16 protein-coding genes and 3 pseudogenes are annotated in these 18029 nt (G+C 36.9%); 4 read left to right on the top strand and 15 right to left on the bottom strand.

What is annotated here, in order from left to right; all coding sequences use genetic code 11:
- Window positions 1-31 precede the first annotated feature (31 nt).
- The 3 genes from GMB29_RS03100 to GMB29_RS03090 all read left to right on the top strand — a co-directional run bounded on the left by GMB29_RS03100 (window position 32) and on the right by GMB29_RS03090 (window position 3951).
- Window positions 32-1561 (top strand): FGGY-family carbohydrate kinase, encoded by a 1530-nt coding sequence (locus GMB29_RS03100; protein WP_136359009.1) that lies wholly within the window; start codon window positions 32-34, stop codon window positions 1559-1561.
- Window positions 1562-1699: 138 nt separating this feature from the next.
- The gene (locus tag GMB29_RS03095) at window positions 1700-3052 is read left to right on the top strand and encodes an MFS transporter (RefSeq protein ID WP_136359011.1); all 1353 of its coding nucleotides are present in this window, start codon (window positions 1700-1702) and stop codon (window positions 3050-3052) included.
- 425 nt (window positions 3053-3477) lie between these two features.
- A complete protein-coding gene (locus tag GMB29_RS03090) occupies window positions 3478-3951 on the top strand; it encodes a hypothetical protein (protein ID WP_136359013.1) in 474 nt (157 codons plus the stop codon).
- Between the two features lie 538 nt (window positions 3952-4489).
- On the opposite strand, the gene GMB29_RS03085 is transcribed toward GMB29_RS03090, so the two are convergent.
- The 10 genes and pseudogenes from GMB29_RS03085 to GMB29_RS03035 all read right to left on the bottom strand — a co-directional run bounded on the left by GMB29_RS03085 (window position 4490) and on the right by GMB29_RS03035 (window position 10971).
- Window positions 4490-4825 carry an IDEAL domain-containing protein gene (locus tag GMB29_RS03085; RefSeq protein ID WP_136359014.1) on the bottom strand — a complete coding sequence of 112 codons (336 nt, stop codon included), beginning with the start codon at window positions 4823-4825 and terminating at the stop codon, window positions 4490-4492.
- 158 nt (window positions 4826-4983) lie between these two features.
- A complete protein-coding gene (locus GMB29_RS03080) occupies window positions 4984-5397 on the bottom strand; it encodes an RrF2 family transcriptional regulator (RefSeq protein ID WP_136359016.1) in 414 nt (137 codons plus the stop codon).
- Between the two features lie 166 nt (window positions 5398-5563).
- A complete protein-coding gene (locus tag GMB29_RS03075; RefSeq protein ID WP_136359018.1) occupies window positions 5564-5698 on the bottom strand; it encodes a BA3454 family stress response protein in 135 nt (44 codons plus the stop codon).
- A gap of 60 nt (window positions 5699-5758) precedes the next feature.
- A complete protein-coding gene (gene spxA / locus GMB29_RS03070) occupies window positions 5759-6154 on the bottom strand; it encodes a transcriptional regulator SpxA (protein ID WP_136359020.1) in 396 nt (131 codons plus the stop codon).
- A 410-nt stretch (window positions 6155-6564) separates the two neighbouring features.
- Entirely contained in the window at window positions 6565-7362 is a 798-nt protein-coding gene (locus tag GMB29_RS03065) for a peptidoglycan-binding protein (RefSeq protein ID WP_136359022.1), read from the bottom strand.
- Window positions 7363-7686: 324 nt separating this feature from the next.
- Complete coding sequence (locus tag GMB29_RS03060; RefSeq protein WP_136359024.1) at window positions 7687-8145, bottom strand: amidohydrolase family protein; 459 nt, start codon at window positions 8143-8145, stop codon at window positions 7687-7689.
- Between the two features lie 29 nt (window positions 8146-8174).
- Window positions 8175-8345 (bottom strand): annotated as a pseudogene (locus GMB29_RS03055) (transposase); the annotation flags it as partial.
- 4 nt (window positions 8346-8349) lie between these two features.
- Window positions 8350-9693, bottom strand: a complete 1344-nt coding sequence (locus tag GMB29_RS03050; RefSeq protein WP_136359026.1) for a NosD domain-containing protein — start codon at window positions 9691-9693, stop codon at window positions 8350-8352.
- 549 nt (window positions 9694-10242) lie between these two features.
- Window positions 10243-10461, bottom strand: coding sequence for a PfkB family carbohydrate kinase (locus GMB29_RS03040; RefSeq protein ID WP_136359028.1), 219 nt, complete (start codon window positions 10459-10461; stop codon window positions 10243-10245).
- Window positions 10462-10491: 30 nt separating this feature from the next.
- Complete coding sequence (locus tag GMB29_RS03035) at window positions 10492-10971, bottom strand: GH32 C-terminal domain-containing protein (protein ID WP_136359030.1); 480 nt, start codon at window positions 10969-10971, stop codon at window positions 10492-10494.
- A 291-nt stretch (window positions 10972-11262) separates the two neighbouring features.
- On the opposite strand from GMB29_RS03035, the gene GMB29_RS03030 reads away from it, so the two are divergent.
- Window positions 11263-11463 carry a hypothetical protein gene (locus tag GMB29_RS03030; protein WP_136359032.1) on the top strand — a complete coding sequence of 67 codons (201 nt, stop codon included), beginning with the start codon at window positions 11263-11265 and terminating at the stop codon, window positions 11461-11463.
- A gap of 169 nt (window positions 11464-11632) precedes the next feature.
- On the opposite strand, the pseudogene GMB29_RS26865 reads toward GMB29_RS03030, so the two are convergent.
- From GMB29_RS26865 to GMB29_RS03015, 5 genes and pseudogenes are all read right to left on the bottom strand, one after another.
- A pseudogene (locus GMB29_RS26865) lies at window positions 11633-11765 on the bottom strand (NUDIX hydrolase); the annotation flags it as partial.
- Between the two features lie 33 nt (window positions 11766-11798).
- Complete coding sequence (locus GMB29_RS27790; protein ID WP_406600332.1) at window positions 11799-14327, bottom strand: glycoside hydrolase family 32 protein; 2529 nt, start codon at window positions 14325-14327, stop codon at window positions 11799-11801.
- A 30-nt stretch (window positions 14328-14357) separates the two neighbouring features.
- Window positions 14358-15404: pseudogene (locus tag GMB29_RS27915) on the bottom strand (glycoside hydrolase family 32 protein); the annotation flags it as partial.
- A gap of 48 nt (window positions 15405-15452) precedes the next feature.
- Window positions 15453-16439: an ABC transporter permease gene (locus tag GMB29_RS03020; RefSeq protein ID WP_155443826.1), complete on the bottom strand. Its 987-nt coding sequence runs from the start codon at window positions 16437-16439 to the stop codon at window positions 15453-15455.
- 6 nt (window positions 16440-16445) lie between these two features.
- The gene (locus GMB29_RS03015; protein ID WP_155443825.1) at window positions 16446-18002 is read right to left on the bottom strand and encodes a sugar ABC transporter ATP-binding protein; all 1557 of its coding nucleotides are present in this window, start codon (window positions 18000-18002) and stop codon (window positions 16446-16448) included.
- Between the last annotated feature and the right edge of the window lie 27 nt (window positions 18003-18029).

Below are 18029 nucleotides of genomic sequence, written 5' to 3'. Positions count from 1 at the left end.
ATTCAGATTTTTTAAGAAAAGGAGACTATCTATGAACTACTTACTCGGAACAGATATTGGAACATCTGGTACCAAAACGATCTTAACGGACACTGATGGCAATTTAATTGCTCAAGATATACAAGAATATGATGTATTGACCCCAAAGCCTTTATGGGCGGAGCAATGGCCTGATGTCTGGCTGGATGCAGCGAAAGCTTCTATTAAAAATACGGTACAGAAATCAGGAATTCCAGCTGAAAAAATTCGTGCTATCGCCATTAGCGGTCTTTATGGAGGTTCCGGCATTCCCTTGGATGAAAACATGGAACCTGTCAGGCCGTGTATGATTTGGATGGATCGCAGAGCAGAAGAAGAAACAAAGTTTGTCTTAGATCATATTGGCGAAGAAAAACTTCGAGAAATTACCCATAATGGAGCCGATCCTTATTATGGGTATACAAAAATTTTATGGATGAAAAAACATGAACCGGAAAATTGGAAGAAAACAAAGCTCTTTCTCCCGCCAAATGATTATGTCATTTACAAACTGACCGGAGAAATCGCCATTGATTATTCCTCTGCGGGAAATATCGGCGGCATTTTTGATATGAATAACAGAACCTGGTCGAAAGAAATGATGGATGCAATGGGTATTCCGCATTCTATGATGCCAGAAAAAATCGTGGAATCAACAGATGTTGTTGGCGGATTAACAAGAGAAGCTGCAGATGAATTGGATCTATCTGAAGGGATGCCAGTAATAGCAAGCGGGATTGACTGCGGTGCCGCCAATATCGGTCTCGGTGTATTTGAATCTGGTATTTATGCAGCAGCAATTGGAACATCTATGTGTGCAGCATTAATCTCGGATAAACCGGTGAAAGGAAAAGATCTGATTGTATGGCCATATTTATATGATGCCAAAAGACTTTCCTATTATTTTGCTGGGGGGGCTACCGCAGGAGCAATTGTGAAATGGTTCCGACAAACGATGTGTCAATTTGAAATCGAAACAGAAAAAGCTGGCGGGAAAAACGCCTATGATGTTTTAAATGAACAGGCAGCTAACATTCCCGTTGGAAGTGATGGCCTGATTGTCCTTCCTTACTTTATGGGAGAAAGAAGCCCGATTTGGGATTCAGACGCCAAAGGAACAATTGTTGGACTTTCATTGGCACATACAAAAGCTCATATTTACCGTGCATTTTTAGAAGCAGTTGCGTTTTCTCTAAGAGATGCAATGGAAGCAACTGGTGATAACCTTGGCGAATACATCTTGCTTGCCGGTGGTGTGACAAAGTCTAAATTGTGGAGACAAATCTTTGCAGATGTGACTGGCTATCCAGTTGTCTGTCCAGTTCATGATGTTGAAGCGAATATGGGAGATGTCATGCTTGCTGGAATTGGAACAGGTCTTCTCACTTATGAAGATGTGAAGAAATGGCAGGTTTTAGATGAAAAGATTATGTCAAATAAACAGAATCATGAAAAGTATAATGCCTATTACAATGTTTACAAATCTGTCTATCATCATTTAAAGGATGATATGAAAACGTTGACAAAACTTTCCCATTCATAATTTAGAGCGTATGCCGTAATAAAGCGAGACTTATCTAGAATCTTTACGGGCAGTTGCTTCGCTCGAATCCGAGTTGGAGTCTTACTGCCTGTTAAGAATGGAATAATCAAAATGGCAGAAAAAGGATAGGTGATGCAAATGAATAAATGGAAAAAAAGAATCGGATATGGAGTTGGAGATTTAGGGTGCAACCTTGTCTTTAGTACAATGGCCTCTTACCTCTTGTTTTTTTATACGGATGTCTTTGGAATAACAGCTACAGTAGCAGGTACTTTGATGTTAGTAACAAAATTAATTGATGCTTTTGCAGATGCTGGTATGGGATTATTGGTTGATCGAACGAAAACGAGATGGGGGCAAGGAAGACCATATTTTCTGATAGGAGCCATTCCATTTGCTATATTTACTGTCATGACATTCATCGTTCCTGATTTCACTATGTCGGGAAAAATCATCTGGGCCTATGTCACTTATACCTTGTTGAATATTGCATATACAGTAGTAAATATTCCATTAAATACGATTGTACCAAGACTAACCTCTGATATCCATGAACGAAACTGGTTAGTATCAACAAGAATGATTTGTGCATTAATTGGAACCGCTTTAGTAATGTCCATTTCAATGCCGCTCGTCAATTTTTTCGGACAGGGAGATACACAAAAAGGTTTTTTAATTACAATGACCCTTTTTGGTATTGTAGCGGTGTTAATATTTGTGTATACCTTTATGAATACGAAAGAGGTCGTTCCACCTACCGTTCAAACTGGGAAATCCTCTTTTAAACAAGATTTAAAAGGATTGACAGATCAAGCATATATTTTCTTTATCTTGAATTTTCTCTATTTTGCTCTATTTGTGATTCGAAATACGACTGTAATCTATTATTTCACCTATAATCTCGGACGTACGGATTGGCTGACGTTTGTAGGACTATTCGGGATTCTCTCTGGTCTGCCAATGCTGCTTCTTTTACCTTGGCTGCAAAAGAAGATGCCGAAGAAAAATGTACTGCTTTTAAGTACAGCCATTTATATTGTTGGAGATTTAATGATCTATTTTGGAAAGACATCACCCGTTTTACTTATTGCGGGGCTGGCAATCACAGGTCTTGGCATTTATGGCATCTTTGGTACAACATTTGCCATTCAACCCGATGTTATTGATTATTCGGAGTATAAAAAGAATAAAAGTATTCCTGGTATGATTGCTGCTTTTCAAGGCTTTTTTGTAAAAGGAAGCCTGGGACTAGCAAGTGCTTTTATAGGTGTGCTCTTAAGTATGGGTGGTTACGTTCCAAATACCGCACAAACAGCAACTGCATTACAATATATTGAAATAAGTTTTATTTGGATTCCATTGATCATTTGTTTGTTAATTGGAGTAACGATGTTGTTCTATAAACTGGATGATCAACGGGCAGAGATGAGTAAAGAACTTGAGCGTCGCCGTACAATGTTAGATCAAAATCAACATGTTGTTAACCTCTAATAAAGCGCATTCATTGAGATGTAATTAAAATATGATGAACGGATCAATGGATAAATGGGTCTAGTCTAGTACCTATATTTCTTATTAACGCTCCCCACTTAGCAAAGCTCAACTGGGGAGCGTTCAATTTTTCCGAAACAATTTGTCGTTATGTTAAAGAACTTAATAAGGCAGGGAAATTAAAATGGTAAAAGATTCTATTTTCGAGTGCTTTCGTGAAAAATGACGGATGAATTGACCGTCATTTTCTTTATTTATCAGGGGAAGAATTATGATGGTTTTGGCATTACATTTAGCATAATTTTTTATTATGGATAACTGTTGCGGCAGCTCCTTTTTTATTGAGCTAAAGGTGCAGAATAGTTAAATAACGAAGGAGATATAATAAGTTAAATAATATCTTTGGAATAAAGGGGGGTATTAATATGTCAATGAAAAATCAGTGGTTACTTAATATTGCAATGATAATACTCTCTTGGCTTACAATGCCTTTGTTGGGATGGCGGAATATAAAGAGATACTTACCATCTTCTATCCTTGCTGTTCTAATATGTAGTTTGGATGCTCAAATTGGAAAACGACGCAGATGGTGGTCTTTTTATAATAAACCACAGTCCTTTATTCAAAATGAATTTCCTTTTCTTATAGGTCCAATGTTGGTGATGTCTTTATGGTCATTAAACTGGGCATTCGGAAACTTTAAAAAATTTATTATGTTAAATGCGATTGGCGAAGCAATTTTTGTATCTCCAATTACTAGGTTATTTACAAAATTAAAACTTTATAAATTAGTTCAATTAAACGAATTTCAGTTCTTTCTATATTTCTTTTACAAGGTATTTTTCTTATATGGATTTCAATACCTTTTTGAAAAATACAAAAAAACCAATACTTATTAAAGTAGCGGGTGCTTTACTTTAACAAGGAGTAAAGTCTTTTTCTTATTCAAGTAACGAGTGCTTTACTTAAAGATTTGGCTGCTAAAAAAACAGCCTTTTTCTTATTCGACTAACGGTGCAGTTTAGTTAAAGATTTCATAATCTTTCAGTATCTAATTTCTAGCTATTGTTTGGTAATCCTTCTACATTATGGCAATAAATATATTCATTCATTCAATTTATTCCATAGCTCCATTCATTTAATGTGAACGACGATTGTCCCACCTTTTGAAAATATCTTCATTCAGGTATTCCTTTTAAAGCATATATAGTATTCAATTAGAATTTTGTTATTTAAAAAAACTAAAAAACCTCAGAAATAGTTTCTGAGGTCTAGGTGAGTTTTCCACTTTACTTTTTGAAAATACCCGCTGGAATTTCGTAAGATTGTAAGCGATCTTTTGATCGAAAGTTTTGGAATTAGCCATGATTTCATCGATTACCTTTTTCATAAAGCTTTTGATTTTACAGGTTAATAATTAAAAAAGTCTATTTACGATTAATACACTCCATTAACTAGCTGCTTCATTGAGTTTAATTTGGCAGAGAGTTCCATAAACCAGTCTTCATCCCCAGTTGATAAGGCCAAGTCTATTAAAAATAGAACTTGTTCCTTGTTTGTCACTTTAGATACAGGAAGTCTCTTAACCCTTTTACGTAAAATTGGAATTGTCTTTCCAATCACTTCATTATCGTCACTTTTAACAACTGTAACTTTAACTACTCCTTCCGAGAAATCTTGGGATTCAATATAACCAATCAGTAGTTCCCCATCATGTAATTTTCCTTTAATCCAATCACCTGTTTTTAGTGTGGAATTATTATTTGATGACATCCTTTTTCACCTACTTACATTATTTTAGAATTAAAATATGAACAACCTTCTCATTTTTAGAAACAGCCATTAGGAAATCTCCGCTAAACGAATCTGTAATATTTTTTATTACATTTCAATTAAAAAGAAGTCTGCAGACTTTCATCTGTTACAGCTGCTTATGACTCTTGATTAACCAGGTCAACAACTTCTTTTAACGTATAATCCTTTAAAAACTTACCCAAATGTTCTTCTGCACCTATAAAAATGGTAAATAGGACACTTTGCATATTCGCTCCCACAATACACTGTTTATTTGAGTCAGGACATTTAGGCTGAAGAGCACCTTCAGACGTTATCTTATATATATCCCAAAGATTAACTTCACTTAATTCTAGAGCAAAAATAAATCCGCCGCCGGTTCCTTCTTTTGATTTAATAAATCCATGTTTTTTTAACAAACTAAGCACTTTACGAATGCGTACAGGGTGAACACCAGCACTCTCTGAAATAGCATCGCTTGTTGACATCCGGTCTGGCTGCAAAGCAAGATATGTTAAACTATGAACGGCAAGTGTAAAATCACTATTCATGGCCTGCCTCCTTAGAAATGATAACTCTAATCACCTTTTTACTATTACATGTATTTTGTGCATTTTTTATTAATTAACGTACTGCAATACTAAATGTTACAGTTTGGATTGTCAAAGCATTTGATTATTAGTGCTGCAATTCCTAAGAATAAGTTTGCTATAAAATTTATATATTCCATTGTTTTTTGACTTGTTCAAATGCTAACTGGTTAATTAGATCCCATGGCATTTCTTTTTTCACAATGACATTCGTTTGATAATTTCTTTCTTTATAATTGACCGTAACGTATACTTCCATCATCTTTTTCTTCCTCCTTTCAAAATAAATATAAAATTTTCGAAGTTAACAATAAATCGATTATCAATTGGCGAATTTTCTCAATTCCATGTTCATAAAAGTTCGAAGCCTGCGAGGTAAAAAACGACGAATTTCTTCTTCGTTATATCCAACCTGCAATCTTTTTTCGTCCTGAATGATTGGTCGGCGCAACATTTGCGGGTACTTCATGATCAATTCATAGAATTCGTTAAGCGGAAGTGCTTCAATATCTATATTTAATTCCTGAAAGGTTTTTGAATTAGTAGAAATAATCTCGGTAGTCCCCTCTTCTGTCAAACGAAGAATAGATTTAATCTCATCTATTGTAAGGGGCTGAGAAATTATGTTTCTTTCAACATAGGCAATATTATGTTCCTCAAGCCAAGCTTTTGCTTTTCGGCAAGAAGTACAACTTGGTGATGTATACAGATTAACCATACTTAACACTCTCCTTAAAATAATGATTAATTTTATAAATTGTTTCAGGTATTAACAGTTCAAAAATGTAATAATAAACATTACAGTTTAGATTCAAATTCACAAAACATATAAAACGTTATTTAATGAGTACCACTTCCACACTCATTTCTTATCGACTATACTGTAACTTTAATCTTTACAGTTAAATTAGTCAACTGTAAATTTATGGTTTGTTTCGTATTTGTGATACGATTTTTGCTCGTTCAGTCATTGCTGATAAGATAACTTCAGGATTTGTGTTAATTTTTTTAGTTTTATAGTGTAGGTCAAAATAGACCTACAGTTGTGAATCATAAAGTTAATTACATTATATAAGAAATATAAATGAAAGGATAGGATTTAGCTTAACGCTGAACCCTATTTTAGAATCATTCGATTACTTTTACTTTCACTTGCTTCCTTCCCCATTTTAAAGCATTCTCTTCTTTTGCTATAAACACATCGATTTCATTACCATCTATTGCCCCACCCGTATCTGCAGCAATAGCTTGTCCGTACCCTTCAACTTCAACTATTGATCCTAAAGGAATAACATTTGGGTCGACTGCAATTACTTTACCATCATCATATGCTTTTAAATTTATTCCCATTCTCGTCGTTCCTGAACATCCCTGACATGTTGCTGTATAAGCTGTGCTAGAAACAGTTAATTCCTTTATATTTTGGCTAGCTTGATTAGCTCGTTCATTCAATTTCGTAAGTGTCCTTGGACCCGCAATTCCATCAGCTGTTAAACCTTTTTGCTTTTGAAAATTAGAAACAGCAACTCTCGTCCCATTACCATATATCCCATCAACAGGTGAACTGTATACACCCCATGCCTTTAATAGACTTTGTAAATTAGCGACAGGTTTACCGATATCTCCATTACGAAGGACCTTTACTTTCTGAAATGTTTGCGGACCTGCAATACCATCGATCTTTATTCTCGATTCTTCTTGAAATTTTTTCACCGATGCTTCTGTAATCGGACCGAAGTAGCCTGTAGCCGTGTGATATGGGTAGACTCCTTTTGCCATTAATAATTCTTGCAGCTCCTTTACATCACTATGACTCATCCCTTTAGCAAGTGTGCGATCTCCCACTGCTGCTTCACCTTTGATCGGGATCAAAACACCTATTATAAATACTAGAGCTGTGATCACCGTATACAATGTTCTATACATGTTTTTCCTCCTCAAATATTTCTACAACTAGATTATTCGTCATTCTATTAATCTTGTAGGTATAGAGAAGGAAAACAAATCTAAGGTACTAGAAAATTGTCAGGTTATGTAATATATAGGGTGGTTTGTTAATCCCTTCCTTTTTTATAGCTGTTTTGGTGTAAATTATACAAGACATATAACAAACCGTTTGTAAAAATGTACTTTTTCGAAAGGCACAAAAAAACGTCAATACTTTGATTGCTCAAAACATTGACCTATATGCTTACTTATAGACCCAAGATTGGAAACAATCCAACTGTGGGTATTTCATTTATTTACTCTTCACCTTGCCGGTTTTAATAAATCGGAATACCATATTGGTTCAGTTGGCTTCGTTTCCACAACTAATTTTCCTTCCTTAAAAACAAAGCGACAAGCAGGCTGCTTGCTTACCATGTCAACGATGTTATCTACAGGTAATACAATAAAATTAGCTTTATAACCAACTTCAATTCCATATTCTTCTTGTAGCCCAAAAGCTTTTGCTCCATTATAGGTTATCATTTGAATAATTTGAGCTATTTCATGTTCTCCAGTCATATGAGATAGATGTGCCCCCATATGAGCTGCCTGTAGAATATTTCCATTACCGAATGGATAAAAAGGTGTTTGGATATCATCATGAGCAATACATACATTCACCTTTGAAGCATTCAACTCTTTTATTCTCGTTATCCCTCTTCCTTTTGGATAGTGATCAAAACGTCCTTGCATTGTACAATTTATTAATGGACATGACACAACAGATAATTTCGCTTGTTTTACTAGGTAGTAGCTGTAAACTTACCTGATTGATAAATCCTGGGATCAATTCCTGCATAGGCCACTAACTTTTTAGGGTGACTAAACTGCCTGATTTCCCCGATTTCGGAAATGAGTGTAGCCGCAATCTTACATCCTACTCCCGGTATGGCACGGAGAATCTCATAATCTTCAAACTGTAATTTATGCTCCTGGCGTTGGAGTGGCTCTGAATGCATTTACAATCTTGTCCATAACAACCTGTGCATCACTTCCCGAATCAAGAATCGTATTTTGAAGCGATTCTTTTTCTACCAATACTGTTGTTACGGTAAGCGGCTTTGATGCTTCGGTAGTCAACAAAGCGTCTACTTGCGCAGAGAAACAAGAATCACTTATCTTGGCATGAACCTCCGTGGCAACAACATGATTATTAGAAATATAATTTCCATTACCCGAAACAATACGTATGATTACAGGTGTTGTACCTACCGGCTTGATGTTCTGAGTATTAATTACTTCAGAAAAGTGATTAGCAATTACAGAATTATTATTGCCACTGATATAGAGAAGACCATACAAATCATCTAAACCATTGTCTATTCCCAGAAAAGGAGTCCAAGGTTCATGGTCACGTAAAAAGTGATTTGAAGAAACCAAGTTTTCCGAACAATTTTCCCTGAATACCACCATTCCTGGATAAAATGAATGAAGTCTATTATTTGTGATACTGGAACGTGTCACACCATCAAAATAGATACTGCTCGCACCTCGTGGAAAAACATTATTCGCTGTAATCAAAAGTCCACCAAAATTTTGAGCGTAAATTGAATATCCTTTAAAACCGGCTCCTATCAAGTTATCGGTTATTTTTGAAGCCTGTCCCCAACCTCGTAGTTCTATACAGTTACCACATTCAGCTATGAAATTATCATGTATAGTCAGTGCATCTGCATGATAAATAGTAATTCCATGCTCTAAATACACAAACCCCATGCCTGTAATCCGAAATGAGTCACAAGCACTTGCAACATAAATACCCGTTTTCCCGTTAGTGTATGTGTTTTCCGGATTTGTTTCTCCTGAACCATCTTTAATAAAATGCAAACCATCAATACAAAAGTCAGAAAACTCCACCGAACTTATTCGGGGATTTCCACTTCGTTCAACATAAAATGCAGCTCCTTTATATTCCTCGTCATTTACTTCTAGGGGAATATCTACGAGTATGCGACTTCCTCCCGGCCACAATTCATGTAAATCCGCCCATTCATTCTCAGAAGTATTAAAACGAATACTCGAAGATGTAAACCCGTGTCCAGAACCCATAATTTTAAGATAACTGATGTCTATAACTACTTGACTGCCAAGATGATAATCTCCCGGTGGAATATAGATAACCGCACCCGGCTTTCCGCCTTTATTCACATCAGTGTCCGTTTGCCTACTTTTAATATCTGCTATAATGCTATTGATTACCTCACCAATATCCTCATACGGATTACCGACAGGCCACTCTGTTACGTCGTAATAATTTTTACTAGCCATAAATAAATTCTCCTATCAATTTAGTGTGTTTGTTCATAAACTACTTTTTCCTTGATATAGCTGGAAGTAAAGCCTTACGAATTCGTGCTTTTCCTGCAGCTTTTCTGATTATTTTCGCTCAGAAGGATTATTACTTGACAAGAAAAATCAGTATTTTCCTAAAGACGTTCAGATTCTTCATAAGACTTTATGAACTCACTCAATTCTTATCCACCTTGTGTCATTACCCAAATAATATCAAAGGAACGTGCCGCATCAATGATACGAACAACTAAAGCACTCAATAATACTGGCTGAAGCCATGTGGAGCTTCTTTGTATAGTAATCGAGACAATGGAGCTGGACCTGTTCCGTAAATAACTCATTGGAAATCGGCGATGCCCATTGCTCAAATGCAGTTTTTCGTGTAATCTTATCCATGGGTTTGTCCTTTATTTTGGATTTGGATGGATTACTGCCTCCAATCCATTATAAAGGATTTTTTTATGGAAAAGATTACTTATGGAGTATTCAGAATTCTTTTGGGCGAGATGTAATTTTAATACGACGCTAGTGATTTAATACATCTAAAAGATATTCACCAAATGCATCCTGCCCTACTTTTCCAATAAATTTTGATTTCCCCCCTAAACGAGATATACTTGCTGATACATTTAAAGGGTCTCCACCTGGTTTTCTTATAAATTCCTCTATTTCATTTAATTTGTACCCCTTTTCTGCTGGAATGAAGTCACTTAACACTTCACCTATTGTAATTACTTTCCCCATTCCCTCACCTCTAGATAATCTCCCACTTTATCAATCTATCAATGCAAGTCGTACCTTCAGAATGAAACAAACTCGTTCACCCAATTCTTTTGAAAAGAACAACGAGGTAAATACATGATCACCATCATTCACAAAGATTTCAATTGACGAAATATCTAAGATGATGGTTAGGTTCACTGGATTAGATAAATCAATTAACTGACTTCTAGTAAAATCATTTTTCGCTCCTAAATTTACAATGGAATATTCTGTGTTTCTGCGATCTAAGACCATTACATTTCGACTCTTATTAAAGGTCAGTAATAGTTTTTCATTTTCACCTTTGAAAAATTCTGTCGTAAACTTATTACCCTTTTGCATATCAAATTGGACTTCCATTTGTTGACTACTGCCATCCATACTACTATTCTCGTAATCTCTACTTATGGTGAAGTTTTGAAACCCAACTTTATTTTTTTGATACGTTTCAATAGTATGATATGGCTTCTGTATAAGCTTTCCAACTATCACTGATAGTTCTCACGGTAGTGTCATGGAACCATTCCGTACCTATAGGGTACTTTTTAGTGTTTATAGGAACTTTTTAAAACCTTATTGCGGTCTATGACAGCTACGATGTTATTGCACCTAATTTTGGTTATAGGAAGTGTAAGGAGTTATGTGATTTCTTTCATTAGCCACAGGGAAATAAAAAAATTGGTAAACAAGAAGAGATCTTACGAATAAAAAGCTATAAAATAACACCGGTATTTTAGAAAGAGACTGACTTATTTTTGCGAGTCAGTCTCCAGGTGATTAGTTGTGACACTTAGTCGTGGTATTTCCACATTTGTTGCAACGCTTTTTGTGGTGGTGATTATTATGCCTGTGTTCATCACAATCATCATTATGGTGGTCTTCTTCGCACTTATTGCCACGTTTTTTATGATGGTGACAATCATCCTTGTCCCTATCACAATGTCTGTCACATTTCGGACTTTCCATCTCAGATACCATCATTAACCCATATTCCAACTCATTTACAATCCGAGTAGTTCTACCCGTAACTTCTAATAGCAAGGTAGGAGCTAGCGTGCCGCCAAAGTGAGCGAATTGGAATTTAGGCGGAAGTAAACCAACCTCCAGAATCGGAATACCTTGTAAGTTAAAATTATCAATAAAGCTAAGGTCAGAAAAGTCTGGAAGAACAAGCTATAAAAATATACCTTAACTTGGTAATACGTATATCTAAGTTCGTTTCCTCCTTCATTTCCCTAATAGCTGCTTCAGATACTGTTTCCCTCTTCTACATGTCCTGATGGAATCCCCCATAGTTAGGGGCATCTTTTATTCCTTCATTATTTAACCTTGTTTTTTACATGATTAAACACAACAGTTGAATCCCAAACATTTAGTCCAAAGTATCCCTCTTTATAGGTTTGGTCGTTTTTGTCAATGACAAGCTTGCCATCTAAATAGGTCTTAATGCTTTCACCTGCGGTTACTACTTTGAGATGATAGCTTTTATTTGCTTCCAGTTTAAGCTTTCCATCATTGTTATAGGTGCCAAGGTCATGACCAACACCATTAACAAACTTGATTAATTTGACAACATTATGTTTTACATCAACATTGACAGCATACGCATTTTTCCCTTCTGAATCGGAACGAAAAACTAATGCACCTGCACCGACTAAGTTACCAACTCTATCCTTATTAGGATCATTTGGATGTGAGTCCGTATCAAGAATTTTTATGTCTGCTTCATACTTAAAATCGCTTCCTGCTTCCTTTGATAAAGTGAAGGCATCCCCGCTGCTTTGTCCCTGTTTTCCAGCAATCGTATCTGCCCAGCTGCCATTTACTGCTTTCCAACTTTTTATGGTTGATTTAAAGCCGCTTTTTTTCCAGATGCTTTTTACAGGATAAATATTTAAGGATTTCAATGTAACATTGCCATCCTTACTATAAATTTTAACTCCTTTACTTGTTGGACTAGGGAAGATTTGGTCAGTAATAACTGTTTCTCCATTGTTGCCAAACACTTCTACAGCCGAACGATCGACAAAAATATGCATTTTCACTGTTCCATCTGACACAGATAGTGGACCATCATGCATGTCTACGATACTGCTGCCGTAATCAAATGAATCAGATTTTGTTCGGTCAACAAATAATTGCTTGTTCGCAACGTCATAGCCTATTTTTGTATGCTCATCAGCAGAGCCTTTACGCACTTCAAATCCAAATTCAGTTGACTTTGTATTAGATACATCAAATTCAGCAATCATTTCAAAAGCATCTCCCGAAAAATCATCTAAAAGATTGCTCTCATTTGAAATCACTTTATTTTTATAAGATACTTTCTTGCTATTGTCACGAATTGAATTGATCGAAACCGGCGTTTGTTTTAAACGCACACCATCTTCCGTTTGAGTAAGCTCCATCTTACGAGGCAAGCTCATTGAACTTCTCCAGGATGATGTTGGTGTATTGTTGGCGTAGTGCCAGTTGCTCATCCAGCCAAGCCAATATTTCTCGCCATTCTCACCCTCAATTCCGCTCCATTCGACTGCAGCATAGTAGTCTGCTCCGTAATCAGTCCATAATACCTGATCAGACGGATTCTCATTTTTGAATGTTTTTCCGTCAAAACTGCCGACAAAATATTGCATACCAGACCCGCCAGCAGGGGCTCCATCATTTAAACTTACTTGCAGCACCCACTTTGTTTTTGTCGGATCGCCATCAATTGGCAATTCAACCAAAGCAGGACATTCCCAAATACCGCCGTTGCTGCCCTGTGTAGAAGGAATCCATTCACCTGAAACAGCCGTCCAGTCTGTAAGGGTTCCGCTCTGCTTAATTTCAGCTTCCACAGGTTCTTTTGCAACATTGTCAACTTCTGTAGGCATAGGGCCCTCATTATAAACATGAACATCATCTAAATTTATATGACCCCAGCCGCCTTCAGCTTGGTCAACCACTTTCATATAGAGCACTTCACCGATATAATCAGAAGCATCCCATACGTATTTGTTATACTTTTCATCATTAAATTTCGTATTTGCCTGACGAATTAATTCTTTATTATCAGAGGCTCTCACTAATGATACATAGCGATTGCTAATGTCATTGCCACCGCCTAATAAGAAATTAATTTCACCTGATCCACCCAGCTTAAAGTAAGAGGAATGCAGTTCACCTGTTGCATCGTCTCCACCCTGAAGATCTGAAAATCCCCATAAATGATAGTTTCCTTCATGGCCAAATGGACCGCCCCAATAGGATGCTGTATCTGTCACATGATCATTTGTAAATGCATTTCCTTTGATTATATTCCAACCAGTTAAATCATCTGTTTCAAAATCATGGTTTTTGATTTCCTTCTCATTTGTTATGATATTCTTATTTAGTTGAACATTTTGAAAATTCGTTGAGGAATTCCAAATGTTCAATCCTACATATCCAGATGAAAATGTTGTGTCATTGATGTCATGAATGAGATCACCATCTACATATACTTTAATGTTTTCTTTGTACGTACTTACCTTTAAATTGTAAGACTTATCTTTATCAATATTCATTGCTTTTTCAGTTAAGACTGATATCTTTCCATTTTCAATTTTCATTAGTTTGATCGTATCATTCAGTGCATCAATATTTGCAACATAACCATTCTTTGCATCAGCATCTGCGCGGAAAACGAGTGCGCCTGCTCCATTTCCTCCTTTATCTCCAGAAATCATGAGATCTGCTTCATATAATAAGTCATCAGCCGTTTGACCGCTCATAATAAACGCATCGTCCGCAGAGCTCCCATTTTTCCCGGCTAACGTATCTTCCCAAGTGCCACCTATAACCTTCCATTTTGACAGGTTCGTCACAAAATTTGATTTATTATTAAATTCAACATTTCTAAAAGCTGCTGTAGAATTCCATGCAGATAAACCATAGTAACCGCTTTCGAAAGTTGGATCATTTGCTTCAATAACAAGCTGATCGTTTACAGCAACTTTGATTTGGTCCCCATTGGTATCTATCTTTACTTGATAAGTCGTTGAGGTTTTTAGAGTTAATTGTTTGCGAGCAATTTCTTTCGTAATACCATCTACATTTTTACTTAATGTGACAACATCATTTTTTGCATCCAGGTTGGCCACATATCCATTCTTCGCATCCTTGTCAGCGCGAAAAACAAGACCGCCAGCGCCTTCTCTCCCATTCTTTTCGTTAAGGGTGATATCGCCATTATAGCTAAAAGATCCGCCTGCTTGCGAAGACATCGCATAAGAGGTGCGATCAAGACTATTCGCTTGAATCCCGCCATCTGGACCAAATTCACTAGCAAACTCCCAGTCTTTTAAATTAGGTGACGTATAAAACATGACCTTATTCTTTGCTGCTAATGACATCACCCACTGGCTTGTATCTTTATGCCAGAAAACCTTCGGATCACGCCAATCAGGGATAGGTGGATTAGGCATTACAGGGTTCCCTTCATATTTTTCCCACGTTCTTCCTTTGTCAAGGCTATAGGCAAGACTTTGAACCTGACCTTTTTCCCCTGAATGAGTAAAGATTGCAACCATTGCTTCTTTTCCAAATCCTGCTGTATTGTTCCAATCGATCACAGCACTTCCTGAGAAAATGTCACCGTTTTCATCAGGTGATAAGGCAATCGGCAAATGCTTCCAATGCACAAGGTCTTCACTTACTGCATGACCCCAATGCATCGGTCCCCATGTCGTCCCATAAGGATAATACTGATAAAACAAATGATATTCACCGTCATAATAAACCATTCCATTAGGATCATTCATCCAGTTTGCTTCAGGGGAAAAATGAAATTGATTACGAAAAGGTTCTTGATAATACCCAGAATCCTCTGCAGCAGAAACACTTGTAAACGGACAACCAAGAACAGTTAAACTGATTAGAAGCGCAGAAATCTTCCTTTTTATAGACATTTTCATATAAACTCCTTTATCATTTTAATAACAAGGTGAAGTTCATGCTGCACTGCTTCCTCTTAAACGATCTAATAAAACTGCTGCTACAATTACACCGCCTTTAACAACTAGCTGCCAATAATAATTTACATCCATTAATGTTAATCCATTACTAATCACCCCCATGATTAATACCCCTATGATCGTTCCTTGTATTCTGCCCTTACCTCCAGTTAAGCTTGTTCCGCCTAAAATAACTGCAGCAATCGCATCTAATTCATACATTTGTCCTGCAGTTGGCTGGCCGGAATACAATCTTCCTGCTAATACGACGCCGCCTAAACCAGCTAACAAGCCGCTGATGGAATAAACGTTTATTAATGTTTTTTCAACCTTTATGCCTGTTAATCGTGCAGCTTCTTCGTTTCCGCCGATAGCATAAATATGGCGTCCAAACATTGTATACTTAAGGACAAAAAACATTACGCCATATACTAAAAGCATGATATAGATCGGGGTAGGCACTCCAAAAATAGCTCCGCCGCCAATGAATTTAAAGGTTTCATTTTGCAAAACAATTGGATAGCCGCCACTTATGACATAAGCAAGACCGCGAACATATGTAAAGCTTCCTAATGTCACGATAAATGATGGCAATTTCGTTTTTGCTGTAAAAAAGCCATTTATAAGACCTACTGCATAACCTACTGCTGCACCTGATAACATCGCAAGTATTGGGTTAACTCCTGCAGCAGAAACCATAACTGAGATAACGCCAGATAGAGCAACTGTAGAACCAACTGATAAATCAATTCCGCCTGTTAAAATAACAATTGTCATTCCTGCAGCTAATATCGCAATAATGGAAACCTGCTTTAATACATTTAACATATTGGCCGTATCCAAAAAGTTAGGTGCTGTAAATGAAAGGACAACACATAATAGTAATAGAATCATAATCATCCCTAAACGATTCCATAGTCCATGAAGGATATTTCCTACTTGCAGGCTTTGTGGTGGTGAAGCTGATTGAATATTTCCTTTCATTTTTCTCTACTCCCCTCTAGTAGCTAAATACATAATTTTTTCTTGTGTCGCTTCTTCTCTCGAAAGTTCCCCCGTTAATCTTCCTTCGCACATGACAAGGATTCGATCACTGATTCCTAGTACTTCCGGCAGCTCAGATGAAATCACCAATACGGCTAAGCCTTCATCAGCAAGCTTTGAGACAATTTTGTGTATTTCAGTTTTTGCCCCAATATCAACGCCCCGAGTTGGTTCATCAAGTAGTAAAACCTTAGGTGCAATGGACAACCATTTAGCAATGACTACTTTTTGTTGATTGCCTCCGCTCAAGTTTGAGACCTGCTGTTCTGGAGAGGCAATTTTTATATTTAAGTCTTTTATAAACTGGTCGGCACTTGCATTAACCTGTTTCCACCGAACAATTCCTGACTTAGAATGCTTTTTTAATTCTGCCATTAAAAGATTCTCTTTTACTGACATTGATAAAAATAATCCTTGTTCCTTCCGACTTTCAGGCACATGGGCAATTCCATTTGCAATCGCATCGATTGGTGATTTTATATTAACAGTCTTGCTATCTACGACTATTTCCCCGCTTTTCAGCTCCGATGCACCAAATAGAGCCCTAACCAGCTCTGTTCGACCTGCACCTACAAGTCCTGCTAAACCAACAATTTCACCAGGGTAGATTTTAAACGAAACTTCTTTTACAATGGTATGATCCGAAACATTTTTCAGCTCCAGAACAGGGGCAGCCCCAGATGATACTGTTTTCTCAGATGCTTTCGTACGATTAAATAAATCTTTTAAATCACGACCTACCATTAGCTTTACAAGGTGGTCGGGATTTGTCTCTTCAATCGGACCGCTTGCAATCCATTCGCCATCGCGTAATACTGTGAAGCGATTCGAAATCTTAAAGATTTCATCCATCCTATGAGAAATATAAACGATCGCAACTCCTTGTTTTTTTAAATCACCAATAATTTGAAACAGCTTTGTAATCTCTTTATCTGTTAGCGAGGCTGTAGGTTCATCCATGATCAGAACCTCTGCCTTAAAGGATAATGCTCGTGCGATCTCGACCATTTGTTGTTGGGCGACACTCAAGGTTGAAACGAGTTGACGGGGATTTAGATTAGATCCCATAGAATTGAGTACTTTCTGTGCACGTTCATGGACATCGTCCCATTTGACCATTCCTAGTCGATTTCTTGGAAAAGGCGAACCCATTAAAATATTTTCACTGATTGTAAGATTAGGAGAGAGGTTTAACTCCTGGTGGATAACACTGATCCCTCTGTTCCTTGCATCAACAGGATCCTTCCATGCTATAGGTTGATCTTTAAAATAGATGGTCCCGCCATCTTGATCAGGAGTATGGATTCCTGCAAGGATTTTCATAAATGTTGATTTCCCAGCACCGTTTTCTCCCATTAATGCGTGTACTTCACCTGGATAAAGTTCAATCCTCACATTGTTTAATACCTTTACACCTGAGAATGTTTTACTTATCCCTTCCATATTCAGTACCGGCATATTTATCTTGTGGTGTTTTTTTATTAACATCTCTTTAATAGCCATAATTTCATCCCACCCCTTATTTAAAAA

The organism is Metabacillus sediminilitoris (assembly GCF_009720625.1).
Lineage (GTDB): Bacteria > Bacillota > Bacilli > Bacillales > Bacillaceae > Metabacillus > Metabacillus sediminilitoris.
This window is presented reverse-complemented; position numbering and strand designations above follow the sequence as displayed.

Bases quoted from the DNA above. Each gene is read 5' to 3' on its own strand.
- GMB29_RS03090 (WP_136359013.1), top strand. From the start codon at position 3,478: ATGTCAATGAAAAATCAGTGGTTACTTAATATTGCAATGATAATACTC.
- GMB29_RS03015 (WP_155443825.1), bottom strand. From the start codon at position 18,002: ATGGCTATTAAAGAGATGTTAATAAAAAAACACCACAAGATAAATATG.
- GMB29_RS03075 (WP_136359018.1), bottom strand. From the start codon at position 5,698: ATGATGGAAGTATACGTTACGGTCAATTATAAAGAAAGAAATTATCAA.
- GMB29_RS03050 (WP_136359026.1), bottom strand. From the start codon at position 9,693: ATGGCTAGTAAAAATTATTACGACGTAACAGAGTGGCCTGTCGGTAAT.
- GMB29_RS03040 (WP_136359028.1), bottom strand. From the start codon at position 10,461: ATGGGGAAAGTAATTACAATAGGTGAAGTGTTAAGTGACTTCATTCCA.
- GMB29_RS03100 (WP_136359009.1), top strand. From the start codon at position 32: ATGAACTACTTACTCGGAACAGATATTGGAACATCTGGTACCAAAACG.
- GMB29_RS03020 (WP_155443826.1), bottom strand. From the start codon at position 16,439: ATGAAAGGAAATATTCAATCAGCTTCACCACCACAAAGCCTGCAAGTA.
- GMB29_RS03065 (WP_136359022.1), bottom strand. From the start codon at position 7,362: ATGTATAGAACATTGTATACGGTGATCACAGCTCTAGTATTTATAATA.
- spxA (WP_136359020.1), bottom strand. From the start codon at position 6,154: ATGGTTAATCTGTATACATCACCAAGTTGTACTTCTTGCCGAAAAGCA.
- GMB29_RS03095 (WP_136359011.1), top strand. From the start codon at position 1,700: ATGAATAAATGGAAAAAAAGAATCGGATATGGAGTTGGAGATTTAGGG.
- GMB29_RS03085 (WP_136359014.1), bottom strand. From the start codon at position 4,825: ATGTCATCAAATAATAATTCCACACTAAAAACAGGTGATTGGATTAAA.
- GMB29_RS03080 (WP_136359016.1), bottom strand. From the start codon at position 5,397: ATGAATAGTGATTTTACACTTGCCGTTCATAGTTTAACATATCTTGCT.